Here is a 15389-nt window from a genome sequence, read left to right as displayed (position 1 = left end):
ATGAGTTGAATAATTATTAATTAATACCCGGAGTTGATGTTTTAAAATTATGAGGAGTAGCGACCAGAATTTAGTAGTTTTGACGATTTATATCATTGGCGTATCCTATGTTTTTAACCGGATGATTGAATCCATTGACGACCAAATTAAATTCGAGTTTAAAAAAGGATTTGTCGAGGAGCAGTTAAAAGAACAAAATCTCGATGACAAAGTTGGAATTTCTTTCAAATTCAAATCTTCTTATTCAATTGATGATTTGAAAGAGTTATCCATTAGTATCGAAAATAAATCTGAGAATATTGCCGTATACGTTGACTGGGATAATAGCTCCTTGGTAGTTGAACATAGCAAACAATCGCGCCGAGTAATCCGCAAATCACCAGACTTAACCCGCGACTTAGCCGTACCTCAAAGTCCGAGCTTGATTGTCCCCAAGAAAACACTTTCTGAGACAGTGACCGCAGAAGATGTTTTTCAACGCGACCAAACAACTGGAACCTACTCAGCTCAAAAACCACTAATTGACATCAATGGGCTGCAAAAAGGACAAAAGAAATTGTACAACGACTTTATAAATAGAAGAAAGGAGTTAGATTTCTCACTGCAATTAGTATTAAGAATATCTGAAGTACGTATAGGTTTAGCTCCTGGGATCAACTTTCCTCCCATTTGCATTATCAATTGTCCTTTTACAGTCAGAAAACTACCTTGGACTTACGCCCTACCTTGGAATAAAAAGAAATAATAAGTTGTCCTTGTATATAATGCAGCATATCTTTTGGTATTGGCTGTTGATGATTAACTGTTAACCGTCATCTGTCAACGAACCTCACCTCATCTCAACACACTATGCCATCCAAGATTACACTTGATCTAGGGAGGAGTAGGCGCAGGCGGTTGCAGACCGGTCATAGTTACTGGTTTGAGGAAAGTCCGGACTCCCGAAAGACCAAACTTGCTGGATAACGTCCAGTGCGAGCGATCGTGAGGATAGTGCCACAGAAAGATACCGCCAAAACAATTCAAAACTCAAGTTGCGCTTCTAGCGCACCAAAGGTGCGACTCAAAATTCAAAATTAAGGATTTTGAACCAAGAATTTTGAATTAATTTTGGTAAGGGTGCAAAGGTGCGGTAAGAGCGCACCAGCAGCATCGAGAGGTGCTGGCTCGGTAAACCCCGGTTGGGAGCAAGGCCAGAGGAACTACGGTTGGTCTTTTACCAGTTCCGCTCAATAAGAGCCGCTAGAGGCGTCTGGTAACAGGCGTCCCAGATAGATAACTGCCCTCGCAAGAGAACAGAACCCGGCTTATGTCCTGCTCTTTCCTTCAAAATGGAGTATTAAACTTTTTAGGTTTGTACTCCATTATTTTTTATACTAACTTATCTCATGAAATTAATAGAAAACACTTAGACTGTGTTATAGTTTGTAACTCCAGGACATACCGGAGTTATACCAATTCAAAATTCACGCATTCACAAAGCCAGACAGAACAAAGGTATGTCCGTATGTATCTCTGGCATTCTTTTTTCAAATTGGTATTACTAAAACTTGTTAATTGATAATTTATCAATAAGATATTTAACTAAAAATTATAGTTTAATTATCATTTAATAAATTTTTATAATTAATAATTTCCTTTTTTATTTAAAAAATTAGTTTTATTTATTAATAAATTAGGTTTGTAAATAAATATCACTAAGTATAAATTTAGCTTAAGTTGTATTAACTCCAGCTTCTAATTGACTTATCTAAGAAGCAGTTTTTGTAACTTATTTTAAGAAAATTAGTAAACTGATACAGCACAGTAAGCTTTACTATGTTGCTGTGTTTCCAAAATATAGCAGTTGCTAGCTAGCCAATGATATAAGGTAACTCCAACAAATAAATTATCCGATTTGAAATTGCTGAGTGATGACTGTGAACAGTGAGTAGGAGTTCGGGGAAGCAAAGGTCTGTATCAGTCACCAGACCCTTTAAGCCAACATTAAGGCAGACAAATATAGCTAGAGTAATTTTGAGTAAACTAATTAATAGCCTAGTTGCACCCACAATGTAATACATGGTAATACTTGTAGTATGAAGGGATAGCATAAGACTAGGATTTATTTGTACAAGATTTGTATGTTTTGAAAAAAAGTAAGCTTAAACGTGTTTAATATCGTTAATATGTAGGCTAACTGGCTTACTACGGACTCTTTGTTTATTTATGAATGAGCAATAACTAATCACTAATAACTCTTGACTAAGAACTGATGACCCTAGTTTATCCACGCCGTCAACGACAACTCGAAAGCTTAGTCAAAAAATTTGGTTTGCCACTAGAAGCACCAATTAAATGGCAACTATTGGACTTAGCACTGACTCATGCTACGGTTTCTGAGTCAGCAAATTACGAACAGCTAGAGTTTGTTGGCGATGCAGTGGTACGGTTAGTGTCAGCTGTTGTGTTGTGGGAAAATTACCCAGATTGTCCAGTAGGGGATTTTGCGGCAATTCGTTCGGTGCTAGTGAGCGATCGCATTCTGGCACAATTAGCGAGAGAATATGGTTTGGAGCTATATTTACTAGTTGCTGGGAGTGCTACGGCTGATAAAGTTGGTCAAGAGTCACGACTAGCAGATGCTTTTGAAGCAGTTCTGGGTGCGCTTTATTTAAGCACTCAAAATTTAGAATTAATCCGTTCTTGGCTAGATCCTCACTTTCAAAAACTAGCAACAGAAATTCGCCTCGATCCAGCCAGACTTAATTACAAAGCGGCTCTCCAAGAATGGACACAGGCACAATTTAAAGTTTTACCAGAGTATCGAGTTGTGGAAGTTAATCAACCGTACCGCAATCAAGAACGTTTCGTTGCTGAAGTATGGCTACACGGAAATATGCTAGGACAAGGTAAGGGACGCTCAATTAAAACTGCTGAACAAGCCGCAGCTAAAGTAGCGTTTTTAGCAATTAATCATCAGGAAAAACCCTGAATTCAAAAGACTGCGATTAAACTGATAATCAGTTGGTTGTCGTTTGTATAAAACTTATAACCAATTACCAATGACAAATAACAAATAACAAATGACAAACCAAATTAAAATCGCTGTCATCGGAGTTGGACGTTGGGGAGTGCATTTACTGCGAAATTTTTTAGTACATCCCCGGGTAAGTGTTGTTGCTGTAGTAGATCCCCATCCAGAACGGTTAGTGGCAGTAAAACAGCAGTTCAATTTAGATAAAAATATAATATTAACAACTCAGTGGCAGGATTTAAAACAAGTGCCTGGACTAACAGCAGTAGCGATCGCAACTCCTGCTACCACGCACTATGCTTTAATTCAAGACGCTCTGCAACAGGGATACCATGTTTTGGCAGAAAAACCGCTAACTCTTGACCCGGCAGAATGTTGGCAACTTTGCCAGTTAGCAGAGCAGCATCATTTAATACTCATGGTTGACCACACTTATTTATTTCACCCAGCAGTCGAGCGGGGACAAACTGTAGTTCAAGCGGGTAAATTAGGGGATCTCCGCTATGGCTATGCTACCCGCACCCATTTAGGACCTGTGCGGCAAGATGTTGATGCACTATGGGACTTAGCGATTCATGATATTGCTATTTTTAATACATGGTTAGGTCAGTTACCTGTGAAAGTACAGGCAACAAGTACGGTGTGGCTACAAGGGGAGGAGAGATCAGGAACTCAGGGGCCCCACGTTAGCGTTGGTGCAGGCTCTCGTAGAGAAGCGGGGCGTTCGTGTAGCGTCTCGCAGAGAAGCTCAGTGGGGATTAGCAATGAGGAATTCGGGGACTCCACGTTAGCGTTGGCGCAGCCTCTCGTAGAGAAGCGGGGCGAAGCTCAGCAGGGATTAGGGGAGATGGGAAAGGTGGGGGTCCCCTGTGGGGATAAGGGGCGATGGGGAGATGGAGAGAAAATTTCACCCCACCACCCTATCGCCCCGTCTCCCGACGCTTCCAATGCTCCATACCCCTGTGCCCCTCTATCTCAAGGCTTGGCTGACTTAGTATGGCTAACGCTGACATACCCAGATAACTTTCAAGCTTATATTCACTTGTGCTGGCTGAACCCTGATAAGCAGCGACGGTTAGGGATTGTAGGCAGCCTTGGCAGCTTGATTTTTGATGAAATGTCGCGATTGTCACCTCTAACCCTATTACACGGGGAGTTTGAACAGCAGGGCAATCTATTTATTCCTGTAAATCAAAGCCAAGTGATGTTGGAATTAGAACCAGGAGAACCATTGGGACGAGTTTGCGATCGCTTTGTTGTCTCTATTCTTAACAATACTCCCTCAGAGGTTTCGTCTGGCTGGGTTGGGGCACAGTTAGTAGAAATTCTTGCAGCTCTTTCATTATCTCTGAAGGAAGGCGGCAAACCTGTATTTCTCAATGATGGTCAACAGTCAAAATTAACAATTAAAAAGTAAAAAAGAGTTTTACACATTAATAAGTTTCCCTGCTGACAAACATTAGACCTCTTGCAAAAGTCCCAAATACGTGGGACAAGTAGGTTAGAGTTGGGTAGCATTGATGACCTACGAACAAGTAAAAAGCTTAAAGCCAGAAGACTTTAAACGCTTGTGTGGTGTACGACCGGAGACTTTTAACCAGATGCTAGAGATAGTGCGATCGCCAAGCCTTGCAAAACAGAAAACAGGACGGCCAAGTAAACTCACGTTGGAAGACAAATTGTTGATGACATTGGAATACTAAAGAGAGTACCGTACCTACTTCCATATAGGTCAATCTTGGGGAGTGAACGAGTCTACAGCTTACCGAATTATCCGAAAAATAGAAGATACACTGACTAAATCTAGGGCGTTTACACTTCCAGGGAAGAAAAAATTGGCTAGTTCTAATTATCAGTTAGAAGTAGTAGTGGTTGATGTTACAGAAAGTCCCATTGAACGTCCTAAAAAAAACAAAAAAAGTTTTACAGTGGAAAAAACAAACAGCATACACTTAAGTCACAANCCAGGGAAGAAAAAATTGGCTAGTTCTAATTATCAGTTAGAAGTAGTAGTGGTTGATGTTACAGAAAGTCCCATTGAACGTCCTAAAAAAAACAAAAAAAGTTTTACAGTGGAAAAAACAAACAGCATACACTTAAGTCACAAGTAGTAGTAGACCGAGCAAATGGTAAAATCATCTGCACCGCTCATGGCAAGGGTAGAGAGCATGATTTTCGGATATTTAAAAATAGTCGAGTTAGATTGAGAGAAGATATAGAGTGCTTGGGCGATAAAGGTTATCAAGGTATTCAAAAACTGCATAACAATAGTCGGATTCCCAAGAAAAAACCTAGAGGGGATAAATTAAGTTGTGAGGATAAAAATAGTAATCAAGAATTAGCCAGAATTAGAGTTCTAGGTGAGCATGTAAATCGGAAGTTAAAGGTATTTAAAATTTTGTCCCTTACTTATAGAAATCGCCGAAAACGATTTAGTTTAAGGTTTTATTTGATTGCTGCTCTCTACAATTATGAGCTTTGTCTCCCCAAAATCAAATCTTCCTGAGCGACTTTTGCAAGAGGTCTATTAACTACGCTTGAATGATGAAGTCTGTAGCTGTGATAGTGGGCGCACCAGCAAGGGTAGCAAATAGACCACCGCTACCGAAACCAGCCGCACTGCCATTTTGGTTGTAGAACAAATTACCACTCACAGGGTCATAGACAATTTTCGCCGTGCTGGATGCCCCATTAGAAATGATTTTAAAATCACTAGCATTACTGAAACCTTTTCCCGCAGGAGAATTGATAGCACTGAAGGTAGTTTTATCCAGGATAATCTTGTCACCTTGGGAGTGTTTGAAGTCAGTAATGGTATCTTGACCAATAACAGAACTAACAAAAGCAGCATTGGTATTGTAAAGGAAATAGTCAGTACCCACATCACCTGTGAGGCGATCGTTGCCAGCACCGCCGACAAGAGTATCATTGCCAGCACCGCCAACAATACTATCATTACCAGTTCCACCCCTCAAAAGGTCGTTACCACTCTTGCCGTCGATTTTGTCATTACCTCCTTGACCATTGATCGCATCATTGGAGTTATCTAAACCCGTAATCTTGTTATTGAGGTCATTGAGGAAAGTAACTGTGTTCTTGATGCCGATACTCGTATCAGTAGAGTTGGCATCGAGGACATTAAAGTTGTCGGTAATGATAGTTTGCCCATCAAACAGGATATTACCAATGGCTGGTATGCCTCCAGAAGCTTTCAAGTTATCCAGGTTTTCTAACTGAAAGTTTTTTAGAGTGACTTTGGTATTGGAAACATTGTCAAACGTGACTTCTAAGTTGCTCCCATTTTGAGTCAACAGCAGATTTTGAGCAGTCAAGCCAGCCCCAATAAATTGCAGTGTGTCAACATTGGCAATTACCGTCGCTGATGGATTTGTGCCTTTACCAACGCCACCAAAATCGGTAATAGTGTCACTACCATCGCCCCGGCGAATAATAAACTTATCTTGACCTCCATTACCTGTGAGGATATCGTTACCACCTTTGCCATCAATGATGTTGTTGCCAATTGTGCCGATAAGAGTGTCTGAACCAGAAGTTCCCGTGAAGTTAGGGCTGCGGCCGATATTACTTCCACCAAACACCACATAGCTTTGCCCAGCACGAAAGTTGCCGTTGGGGGAGGCGAAAAATGCCCCAATAACTAGGTCGTCAACACCATCGTTGTTGATATCCCCCGCATTGCTGACTGAAGTGCCTGATTGGTCATCTTCAGCAATCCCATCAATGGCAAGGCCATTAGTGCCATCTAAAGAGGAGAGATTGAGAATGCCACCACTGCCCAAATTTTTCCTCCCAAACACCACATAGCTTTGCCCCGCAAAACTATTGCCGTTGGGGGAGGCACCAATTGCTCCAATAATCAAGTCGTCAACACCATCGTTGTTAATATCTCCTGCATTGCTGACTGAGATACCTGATTGAGCGAACTGACTAATGCCGTTAATGACAAAGCCATTGATGCCATTTAAGGAGGAAAGATTGAGGATGCCGCCATTGCCCACATTTTTTCCCCCGAACACCACATAGCTTTGTCCAGCAGACTGATTGCCGTTGCCAGAGGCACCAGATGCCCCAATAATCAGGTCGTCAATGCCATCATCGTTAATGTCCCCTGCATTGCTGACTGAGACATTTAAGAGGTCATCTTTATCAATGCCGTTAATTAAAAAGCCATTAGTACCATCTAGGGACGAGAGATTAAAGATGCCGCCATTGCCCACATTTTTTCCCCCGAACACCACATAGCTTTGTCCAGCAGACTGATTGCCGTTGCCAAAGTCACCAATTGCTCCAATAATCAGGTCGTCAATGCCATCACCGTTAACGTCCCCTGCATTACTGACAGAGTTACCTGAGAAGTTATTTTCAGCAATACCGTTAATGGCAAAACCATTGATGCCATTTAAGGAGGAAAGATTGAGGAGGCCGCCACTACCCACATTTTTTCTTCCAAACACCACATAGCTTTGCCCCGTATAACTCTTGCCGTTGGAGGAGGCAAAAAATGCCCCAATAATCAGATCGTCAATGCCATCACCGTTAACGTCCCCTGCATCGCTAACAGAGTTGCCTGAGCGGTCATCTTCAGCAATGCCGTTAATTAAAAAGCCATTAGTACCATTCAGGGAGGAGAGATTAAAGATGCCGCCACTGCCTACATTTTTTCCCCCAAATACTACGTAGCTTTGCCCAGCAAGAGAGTTACCGTTAGGGGAGGCAGTATATGCACCAATAATCAGGTCGTCAATGCCATCGTTGTTTATGTCTCCTGCATTGCTGACCCGAATGCCTGATTGATCGCCAACAGCAATGCCGTTAATTAAAAAGCCATTAGTACCATCCAGGGACGAGAGGTTTAAGATACTGCCACTGCCTACATTTTTTCTTCCAAATACCACGTAGCTTTGCCCAGCCTGATAGAGACCACCGATGCCGTTAGGGGAGGCAGTATATGCACCAATAATCAGGTCGTCAATGCCATCGTTGTTTATGTCTCCTGCATTGCTGACTGAATTGCCTGAATTATCGCCCGCAGCAATGCCGTTAATAACGAAGCCATTGCTGCCATTGAGATCTGAAAGATTAAATATTGAATTAGCCATGATTTTCTCCTGTGTTTTTTGTAATTGCGGGAGTGGCTTATATCTGGCATCAGGCAACTCTGAAACTCGATCGCACTGCACAAGACTTTACCTGCAACACCAAAGTTTCAAAACCAGGCAAAATTGCTGTTGGTTCCTGTAAAGTAACCACACTTGAGGGTGACGCTGATTCCTGGGATACATCAAGTCAATAAAAATCAGACATCCAAATTCCGCCACTAGGTTTTGATATGAGTCTCCCTAGTTTTTCACTCATCATTAATTCTGATGGGTTGCGAATTTGGCAATTTAATTACCTATCAGAATTAATGCGATCGCCCATTAGCCAGTCAATTAATTTCGATTAAAAAACCTTAAAATTGCGTTTCAATCTTTGGAAACACTTAATTCTTATATGACACCTTTATCAAATTTAAAATAATTTATCAATTTGATGTACAAGTAATTTACATAAATTGAGTATATTTTACGTAAATTTACTTATTGTTTTTTTCTGGGCTTTATGAGACCCTCCTTTACATAATAATTAAATACATTAATTCGATAGATTTACAGTAGTTTGATTAAAGTCAAAAAAATGAAAATCTCTGTAAGGCTGGCATCCAAGTCGGCACAGTTGAGTTGCAGATGTACAGCATTAGCAAGATTGTCTATTGACCAAAAATTGCGTAGGCGCAGCCCGCCATAGGCATCGCTATTGGGAATGAAGTTATGTCTGCCACTAAATCCGTAAAACCTGCTTCAGTCTACAGTCGAATTCTCGTGCCTGGGCGATATTACAGGCAACCTGTAATTTCCCGACTGGTGTCTCGTTATGATTTAACCGTCAATATCAAAGCTGCATCCTTGACATTAGATACTGACAACGATGGCTGGTTTGATTTAGAACTTTCGGGAAATCCCCAAAAGCTGACAAATAGCCTATCTTACTTGCAAGGATTAGGAGTAAATTTAGTACAACTAGCGATCGCGACTCAAATTCAACCCACCCAACACTCCTTACCCTTCCCAGATTCCGCTGACAAACTCAGCCCTAGAGACTCCACATCGCTGACAAATCAATGGCAAGAACAATTTCAGCAATGGATTTCTTTAGGTCAGACCAATCGATTGCGCTTGCAACTGTGTGTCTTGAAAACCTACTACGAASAACCCGTGATTTCTAAGTTAGTTTCTTGTTATGGATTAACAGTCAATATTACCAGTGCTATACTTAGACCCGATAGCCAAGATGACGGCTGGTTTGACTTGGATTTATGGGGTAGAACAAAGCAACTCTACTCTAGTCTGAGTTATTTAGAAAAACTCGGACTACCGATTTGGTTGGATTTATCTAGCGTTTATGGCGATCGCTAACTAAAGAATTTAGAATTCAGAACTCCCCCATCTCCCCATCTCCCGGTTGGTGAGCGTACCCCTGCTCTTAAGCAAGCTACATGTAGCGTCTCGTAGAGAAGTCGAACCACATCTCCCCATCTCCCGCAAATTTAAATTTCGTAGTACCAAATATCTTCTTCTCGTAGCACAATTCGATGCAACGAAAGGCGATCGATTAAGCCCTCTTGCTCAAACTGGCCAAGAACACGAGTGATGGTTACACGAGTTGAACCCAGCATTTCTGCCAAGTCTTCATGAGTTAGGCGCATATCTATTAAACGTCCCTTCTCAACTTCCGAACCAAACTTTTTAGATAACCATACCAATAACTTGATGAGCATAGTATCTACTTTTTTATAGCTACGAATCACCATCAATTCTTGAGCCTGTTGGATATGGCTAAGTAAAGTTTCCGTTAGTTGAGTCCACTCCTCTAAAGCTAAGACTGTTGCCCCTACTTTAGTTAAGCATTCCATTTGATAAGGTTCTAATTTTGACAAAGTTTTTCCAACCACATCTCCAGGTCCCCACAATCCCAAAGCCACGGTTGTACCATCTTCCAAATAAGTATAAGTCCTGACAAAACCCGTTTCAATCTTCCACAGACCGTTTGGATATTCTGGCAGGAATGAGCGACGTGCAAAAATTTGCCTAGTATTATTACTTGGTAGATTAGTAAAATTTGTGTATAGAGAAACCATTTTATAATACTGTTATTGGATAAACTAACCGTAGTATATATATATCAGGTTATAAAAGCTCATGTATATTGAAATTAATAATGTTTTTACACAGGGAGTGGGTATGGGGGTGTTGAGTTAGGAATTCTCCCCATCTCCTTATCTCCTTTATCTTTTCCACTCCCCAATGCCCCATTCCCTAAATTCCGGCACCATCTAGAAAATCTTCAATCATTCCATCAGAATTATTGCTCTTAGGTTTGTTTGTTTGTTCGCAGCCAAGCTCGTTTTCAACTAAGCTTGATTGGTCTTCTAACTCCTGTAAGTGTTTCTCTAGAGCTTTGACTCGTTCAAATAAAGCGCGGATAACCTCAGCTTCCACGTCCCGAACTTTATCATGATCTAGAACTTCGCCGGGTAAATTGTTCTGACGAGTCACGCGGCCTGGAATCCCGACAACGGTAGTGTTGCTGGGCACATCTCGCAGCACTACTGAACCTGCTCCAATGCGGACGCGATCGCCAATTTGAATATTTCCTAATACCTTGGCACCTGCTCCTACAACTACATGAGAACCTATAGTTGGATGGCGCTTGCCACTTTCTTTACCGGTACCACCAAGGGTTACACCTTGATAAATCAAAGCATAGTCACCGACGATCGCTGTCTCGCCAATCACTACTCCCATACCGTGGTCAATAAACACTCCTTTGCCAATTAATGCCCCAGGATGGATTTCAATTCCAGTAAAAAACCGACTAAGATGAGAGATAAACCGAGGTACAAAGGGAATTCCAAGTTTAAACAGCCAGTGTGCCACTCGATGGAACAGTAACGCCTGAAATCCAGGGTAACAGAACAATACTTCTAGCCAGTTACGCGCTGCTGGGTCACGCTCAAAAATGGTCCGCAAATCTGTTAGTAGCATACTCTTTTGAGATTTTAGTTTGATTTTTTGGAGTTCCCAAACTCAGATAATTCCCACTCAAAAATCAAGTATTTATGGGAATTTTCTCAAATAATAATCTACGGTAAATCGATAGATTATAGTGTTTTTGTGGGCCATAAGTGGGATGCTATCACATCCGACACTTGGAAAAATAAATTTCGCACAAACTGCGATAAATCCCTCAATTCACCGTAGTATATTGAGTACAGTCTTGAATAGCCAAAACTACTCTCTCCTTGATTTGTCTTCCAAAGTGGAATACGCGCTGCTAGCACTTTTAGAACTAGCAAGCCACCACGGGAAAAAAGTTCCTTTAACCATGAGTGAAATCGCCGCTAAGCAACCCATACCTGAGCGCTATCTGGAACAAATTTTGACTAACCTCCGGCGTGCTGGTGTGGTGCAGAGTCAACGTGGCTCTAAAGGAGGTTTCGTTTTAGTTCGTGAACCTTGGCAGATCACCCTGCTGGAAATTGTGACTTTGGTTGAAGGCGAGCGAAAAGAGAAAGATCCCTCTGAATCTGCAACTCTGGAAAGGACTCTGGTTTATGAAGTCTGGGAGCAAGCTAATACTGCTTCAATTGAAGTTTTGGCTCGTTATACGCTCCAAGATTTGTGTCAGGAAAGGGAAAGTCGCGCCCAACAGAGTCCGATGTATTACATTTAGTCCCAAAGGAGTACTTATATGCGAATCGCTAAAGATATCACAGAATTAATTGGACGGACTCCTTTAGTTCAATTAAACAAGATTCCCCAAGCTTCGGGAGCGGTTGCTCGAATTGTGGTGAAACTAGAAAGCATGAATCCAGCATCTTCTGTCAAAGACCGGATTGGCGCAAGTATGGTGGAAGCGGCAGAAGAAGCAGGCTTGATTCACCCCCAAAAAACCGTTTTAGTAGAGCCAACGTCTGGGAATACAGGAATTGCGTTAGCGATGGTGGCAGCCGCTAAGGGTTACCATCTTATTCTAACGATGCCCGACACAATGAGCCAAGAAAGACGATCCATGCTCAAAGCTTATGGCGCTCAACTAGAGTTAACCCCAGGGGTAGAAGGGATGCGAGGGGCGATCGCTCATGCAGAGGATATTGTAGCTAAAACCCCTAATGCTTATATGTTGCAGCAGTTTCGTAACCCTGCTAACCCGCAAATTCACGCCCAAACCACCGCAGAAGAAATTTGGGATGATACCGATGGACAAGTGGATATTCTTGTGGCGGGAGTTGGTACTGGTGGGACGATTACGGGAGTTGCAGAAGTTATAAAGGGACGCAAGCCGAGTTTTCAAGCGATCGCAGTTGAACCAAGCAACAGTCCGGTATTAGCAGGTGGTAAATCAGGGCCTCACAAAATCCAAGGTATCGGTGCGGGATTTATCCCAGCAATTTACCGTTCAGAACTGATAGATGAAGTGATTCAGGTAGCAGATGAGCAAGCGATCGCCTATGGTCGTCGCCTAGCAAAAGAAGAAGGATTACTATCTGGTATTTCTACTGGTGCTGCTTTGTATGCTGCTATTAAAGTCGCACAACGACCAGAAAACGCAGGTCGGCTCATCGTCATGGTGCAGCCTAGCTTCGGCGAACGCTACCTTAGTACCTCACTGTTTAAAGACCCAGACGAAAATGAATGGTTGAGCAAAGTTTAATTCAGTAAAGCAATTTTAGGTTTTGGATTTTAGGCAATAATTCAGAAGTCAGAATATTTAATACTTCAACTTAACAACTTTAAAATAATCAAGAAGTTATATCACACTTGATTGACAAATCATATCAAGTCCAGTTAATTACTTATAATATGATTGGTCTTTTTGGTAATTGGGAAAAAGGTAATGGTTGATAGGTGAACAATTGTGTTTTTCTTATCCATTACCGATCCTAACAGATATCATAACTATTCAACCGGACATGATATCATTCTGAATTCTGACTCCTGAGTTATTACTTAAAATTAGCTTTGTTGCCTACTTTAATTTTCTTCGATTTCATCCTGACTTTTGTTATTTTTTACCAAAATCATCAAACAAAAACAACTAGCAGCTAGCTTGATTAAGCTCAAAGCTCCACTTTTTAATACAATAAAAGTACCTAAACCTATGAGAATAAAAGGTACAAGATTACTGCCATAGCGAGTTAAGACGCTGGCTATTATTTGAAAGTTAGTTAATCTATATGCTGCATAACACCAAATTCCTAATAATAGAAAAAATAATCCTATAGTTATTAGAAAACTCTCTAAGTTACTGCTAGCAAATAATGGTACATAAACACTAATATTATCGCTACCATTAGCAACTGTAACGGCTGCCACACTGTAAGTTTGAGGAGATAGTAAATTAGCAATTGTTGTTTCTTGATGTTCTGTTTCTGGTAAAACTTCCTCTAATGAATCTTCTTCCTGATTGATTAAACTGCTGATACCAATAGCAATTGGCAGCAATCCAAGTAATCCAATCCAGCTTTTTGATAAAACTAACCCACTAAATAAACCAGAAAGACTCAGGATTAACAAAACTGTAAAACCTAAAAACTGACCAGTAACTATATGTCGCGGGCGAAAAGTAGAATTTATTTGAGAAAAAAACAACAATAGAATAACAATATCGTCAATGTTAGTGGCAATAAACGTAATTGCCCCTGTACTAATTGCAGTAACATAGTTGTGCCAGGACATTAACTTGGTATAGTGATATGTGTGTTATTTGCATCCAGCATGAGTAAGCTTACAACAGCTTTAACTGAAGGAATCATTGCCTTCAGTGCCACCAATATTGATGACATCATTATCTTATTAGTATTTTTCTCACAGGTAGATGTTAATTTTCGGCGGCGGCATATCTTACTCGGTCAATACTTAGGTTTTACAGCTATTATCATCGCTAGCTTACCAGGATTTTTTGGCGGCTTAGCGATAAAGCGAGAATGGATAGGATTGCTAGGACTGCTACCAATAGCAATTGGTGTTCAGCAATTATTATCTAAAAAAGAAGAAAATATAACAGTTCAAACAGTAAGCACTGATTTTAGACAGTTTACACCTACTAATCCTGTATTATCTTTGATTTTGAGTATTTTACATCCCCAAACTTATAAAGTCGCAGCAGTAACCATTGCTAACGGCGGTGACAATATTAGTATATATATCCCCCTATTCGCTGGTCATGATCTTAAGAGCTTGGTTTTAATTCTGGGTATATTTTTTATCATGGTAGGGGTGTGGTGTGCGATCGCTTATTTGTTAAGTCGTCAACCTACCATCGCAAATATTTTAAGTCGCTACGGCAAGGCTGTGGTACCTTTTGTATTAATTGGCTTGGGTCTGTTTATTATTTATGAACGAGGTACATTCAGACTATTACCGTGGCTGAAAGGCTAATCAACAATTATCAGTGAACACTAATAAGCTTGCTAAAAGTATTTATCTTCTCTTATTTAAGATTTGATTATGGAGCTAGTATTAATCAAACTCGGAGGTTCCTTAATTACTGATAAGGATAAACCTTATACTACTCGACCAGAAATTATGTCACAACTGGTTGAGGAAGTGAGCATAATTAGACATGAAAATCCTAATCTGAAATTGATTATAGGCAACGGTGCTGGTTCTTTCGCTCACCAATCAGCTCAGAAATACAATACAATAGATGGTTTTTTCTGTGAGGAAGAAAAGTTGGGGTTTTGCTTAGTCCACCAAGATGCTTTAGATTTAAATTTACTCTTAGCTAAATTTTTTTTACAAGCGAGTTTGCCAGTGGTCAGCCTATCACCTCTGACGATGGTAATAACTGACAACAAAAAACTATTAACGAGTAACTTTTGGGCAATAGAAAATAGTCTACAAGCAGGTTTGATTCCTTTAGTTTYTGGTGATGTTGTTTTAGATAAAGCCATTGGTGGTACTATACTCTCCACAGATACAATGCTTGCAGAATTAGCTAAATATTTTTATCTTCAACATAAGTTTGAAGTTCGACTAATCAATGCCGGGAATTATCCAGGTGTGCATGACCAAGATGGACAGGTATTTTCTAATATTACTCAAGCCAACTATTCTCACATACAACCTTTTTTGAGTAAAAGTGAATCAGTAGATGTGACTGGCGGAATGGCTAAAAAAGTTGAGGAGTTTTTAGCTATTTCCAGTTTAGGAATTGATTGTTGGATAATTGATGGGAATATTCCTGGCAATTTAGTCAAAGCTGTTTCTGGAGCGCCAACTCAAGGTACTTTGATTCGCGCAGTTTAACT

The 15389-nt window shown here is 40.7% G+C and carries 14 protein-coding genes, 1 other RNA gene and 3 pseudogenes; 14 read left to right on the top strand and 4 right to left on the bottom strand.

Annotation, left to right across the window (positions count from 1 at the left end; genetic code table 11):
• Window positions 1–49 precede the first annotated feature (49 nt).
• From FCR06_RS19815 to FCR06_RS34825, 8 genes and pseudogenes are all read left to right on the top strand, one after another.
• Entirely contained in the window at window positions 50–745 is a 696-nt protein-coding gene (locus tag FCR06_RS19815) for a hypothetical protein (RefSeq protein ID WP_138502719.1), read from the top strand.
• 134 nt (window positions 746–879) lie between these two features.
• Window positions 880–1326: RNase P RNA component class A (gene rnpB, locus FCR06_RS19810), an RNA gene on the top strand.
• 928 nt (window positions 1327–2254) lie between these two features.
• The gene (gene rnc / locus FCR06_RS19805; protein WP_138502717.1) at window positions 2255–2974 is read left to right on the top strand and encodes a ribonuclease III; all 720 of its coding nucleotides are present in this window, start codon (window positions 2255–2257) and stop codon (window positions 2972–2974) included.
• Between the two features lie 91 nt (window positions 2975–3065).
• Window positions 3066–4433: a Gfo/Idh/MocA family protein gene (locus FCR06_RS33645; RefSeq protein WP_223280204.1), complete on the top strand. Its 1368-nt coding sequence runs from the start codon at window positions 3066–3068 to the stop codon at window positions 4431–4433.
• Window positions 4434–4536: 103 nt separating this feature from the next.
• Entirely contained in the window at window positions 4537–4719 is a 183-nt protein-coding gene (locus FCR06_RS19790) for a hypothetical protein (RefSeq protein ID WP_138502716.1), read from the top strand.
• A 12-nt stretch (window positions 4720–4731) separates the two neighbouring features.
• Window positions 4732–4809: pseudogene (locus FCR06_RS34835) on the top strand (transposase family protein); the annotation flags it as partial.
• Window positions 4810–5031: 222 nt separating this feature from the next.
• Window positions 5032–5127 (top strand): annotated as a pseudogene (locus tag FCR06_RS34830) (IS5/IS1182 family transposase); the annotation flags it as partial.
• Between the two features lie 2 nt (window positions 5128–5129).
• Window positions 5130–5522: pseudogene (locus tag FCR06_RS34825) on the top strand (transposase family protein); the annotation flags it as partial.
• 25 nt (window positions 5523–5547) lie between these two features.
• On the opposite strand, the gene FCR06_RS19775 reads toward FCR06_RS34825, so the two are convergent.
• Window positions 5548–8136: a beta strand repeat-containing protein gene (locus FCR06_RS19775; protein WP_138502714.1), complete on the bottom strand. Its 2589-nt coding sequence runs from the start codon at window positions 8134–8136 to the stop codon at window positions 5548–5550.
• An 11-nt stretch (window positions 8137–8147) separates the two neighbouring features.
• Between FCR06_RS19775 and FCR06_RS19770 the strand changes: the two genes are divergently transcribed.
• Complete coding sequence (locus FCR06_RS19770; protein WP_138502712.1) at window positions 8148–8330, top strand: hypothetical protein; 183 nt, start codon at window positions 8148–8150, stop codon at window positions 8328–8330.
• 517 nt (window positions 8331–8847) lie between these two features.
• Window positions 8848–9492, top strand: coding sequence for an NIL domain-containing protein (locus FCR06_RS19765; protein ID WP_138502710.1), 645 nt, complete (start codon window positions 8848–8850; stop codon window positions 9490–9492).
• A gap of 131 nt (window positions 9493–9623) precedes the next feature.
• Here FCR06_RS19765 and FCR06_RS19760 read toward each other — a convergent pair whose 3' ends face one another.
• Both FCR06_RS19760 and cysE read right to left on the bottom strand, forming a co-directional pair.
• The gene (locus tag FCR06_RS19760; RefSeq protein WP_138502708.1) at window positions 9624–10214 is read right to left on the bottom strand and encodes a Crp/Fnr family transcriptional regulator; all 591 of its coding nucleotides are present in this window, start codon (window positions 10212–10214) and stop codon (window positions 9624–9626) included.
• Window positions 10215–10392: 178 nt separating this feature from the next.
• Window positions 10393–11121, bottom strand: coding sequence for a serine O-acetyltransferase (cysE, locus tag FCR06_RS19755; RefSeq protein WP_138502706.1), 729 nt, complete (start codon window positions 11119–11121; stop codon window positions 10393–10395).
• A 205-nt stretch (window positions 11122–11326) separates the two neighbouring features.
• On the opposite strand from cysE, the gene FCR06_RS19750 reads away from it, so the two are divergent.
• Complete coding sequence (locus tag FCR06_RS19750; protein ID WP_138502772.1) at window positions 11327–11809, top strand: RrF2 family transcriptional regulator; 483 nt, start codon at window positions 11327–11329, stop codon at window positions 11807–11809.
• 18 nt (window positions 11810–11827) lie between these two features.
• Window positions 11828–12790: a cysteine synthase A gene (gene cysK / locus FCR06_RS19745; RefSeq protein ID WP_138502704.1), complete on the top strand. Its 963-nt coding sequence runs from the start codon at window positions 11828–11830 to the stop codon at window positions 12788–12790.
• Window positions 12791–13110: 320 nt separating this feature from the next.
• Here the strand turns inward: cysK and FCR06_RS19740 are convergent, their stop codons facing one another.
• Window positions 13111–13815: a cadmium resistance transporter gene (locus FCR06_RS19740; protein WP_138502702.1), complete on the bottom strand. Its 705-nt coding sequence runs from the start codon at window positions 13813–13815 to the stop codon at window positions 13111–13113.
• Window positions 13816–13854: 39 nt separating this feature from the next.
• Here FCR06_RS19740 and FCR06_RS19735 point away from each other — a divergent pair, with 39 nt between their 5' ends.
• Together FCR06_RS19735 and FCR06_RS19730 are read left to right on the top strand one after the other, a co-directional pair.
• Window positions 13855–14517, top strand: a complete 663-nt coding sequence (locus tag FCR06_RS19735; RefSeq protein ID WP_138502700.1) for a cadmium resistance transporter — start codon at window positions 13855–13857, stop codon at window positions 14515–14517.
• A 69-nt stretch (window positions 14518–14586) separates the two neighbouring features.
• A complete protein-coding gene (locus tag FCR06_RS19730; protein ID WP_138502698.1) occupies window positions 14587–15387 on the top strand; it encodes an isopentenyl phosphate kinase in 801 nt (266 codons plus the stop codon).
• The last annotated feature ends 2 nt before the right edge of the window (window positions 15388–15389 follow it).

The sequence above is a fragment of the Nostoc sp. PA-18-2419 genome, from assembly GCF_005869855.1.
Classification (GTDB): Bacteria; Cyanobacteriota; Cyanobacteriia; order Cyanobacteriales; family Nostocaceae; genus Nostoc.
This window is presented reverse-complemented; position numbering and strand designations above follow the sequence as displayed.

What these genes read in the sequence shown, in the direction of transcription:
- cysK (WP_138502704.1), top strand. Translation starts at nt 11,828, where the DNA reads ATGCGAATCGCTAAAGATATCACAGAATTAATTGGACGGACTCCTTTA.
- FCR06_RS33645 (WP_223280204.1), top strand. Translation starts at nt 3,066, where the DNA reads ATGACAAACCAAATTAAAATCGCTGTCATCGGAGTTGGACGTTGGGGA.
- cysE (WP_138502706.1), bottom strand. Translation starts at nt 11,121, where the DNA reads ATGCTACTAACAGATTTGCGGACCATTTTTGAGCGTGACCCAGCAGCG.
- FCR06_RS19735 (WP_138502700.1), top strand. Translation starts at nt 13,855, where the DNA reads ATGAGTAAGCTTACAACAGCTTTAACTGAAGGAATCATTGCCTTCAGT.
- FCR06_RS19740 (WP_138502702.1), bottom strand. Translation starts at nt 13,815, where the DNA reads ATGTCCTGGCACAACTATGTTACTGCAATTAGTACAGGGGCAATTACG.
- FCR06_RS19815 (WP_138502719.1), top strand. Translation starts at nt 50, where the DNA reads ATGAGGAGTAGCGACCAGAATTTAGTAGTTTTGACGATTTATATCATT.
- FCR06_RS19775 (WP_138502714.1), bottom strand. Translation starts at nt 8,136, where the DNA reads ATGGCTAATTCAATATTTAATCTTTCAGATCTCAATGGCAGCAATGGC.
- FCR06_RS19760 (WP_138502708.1), bottom strand. Translation starts at nt 10,214, where the DNA reads ATGGTTTCTCTATACACAAATTTTACTAATCTACCAAGTAATAATACT.
- rnc (WP_138502717.1), top strand. Translation starts at nt 2,255, where the DNA reads ATGACCCTAGTTTATCCACGCCGTCAACGACAACTCGAAAGCTTAGTC.
- FCR06_RS19790 (WP_138502716.1), top strand. Translation starts at nt 4,537, where the DNA reads ATGACCTACGAACAAGTAAAAAGCTTAAAGCCAGAAGACTTTAAACGC.